This window comes from Helicobacter sp. T3_23-1059 (genome assembly GCF_053654515.1).
Map to the genome: position 1 here is coordinate 1 of NZ_JBSIUV010000215.1, position 528 is coordinate 528.

Annotated in this window: 1 protein-coding gene; it reads right to left on the bottom strand. The window is 37.5% G+C overall.

All coding sequences use genetic code 11. The features are described from left to right. Window positions 1-528 (bottom strand): PBECR3 domain-containing polyvalent protein (locus ACWIX0_RS14110; protein WP_454174604.1); only part of this gene is annotated, 528 nt, incomplete at both ends.

Consider the following 528-nt stretch of genomic DNA (forward strand, 5'->3'; position numbering starts at 1 on the left):
AAATTTTTTATTTTTTCAAGCGTTACAGGTTCTTGCACGCCTTTTTTTACAAGTTGGCTATTTTTCCCGTGTCGCCTTAGCGTGTGATTTATCTCGCTTGCTGAAATTGTGCGTTTTACTTTTGGATATTTAAACCCCAGCTCTTTTGCTCGCGCTTCAGGCAAAATATCTATGGCTATTTTTTTATTATTGTTTTTAGCCCATTCTAAAATCCCCTCGCTTATGTTTTGTTTGCCTATGATTAGCATTTCTTGCCCTTTTTGTGGGCTAGATTCTAATGCTTTGATAAGTTCTTTTTCGCTCACTTGTTCCCCTTTTGACAAAGATGGGATTATATCGTTTTTTATGTGTATTTTTTCTAAAAGTTGTTTAGCGCGCGGGTGTGTCTTAGCAAGTTTTTCTAGCCTTTTTGTGCTAATTTGTAGTCCTTTGCTTGCGATTCCCCCTGCGATAAATCCTGCTAAAAATTTTTCAGGGCTAAAGCCTTTTATGTTGCCATTTTCATCGTATTCTACCCCTGCTACGCTT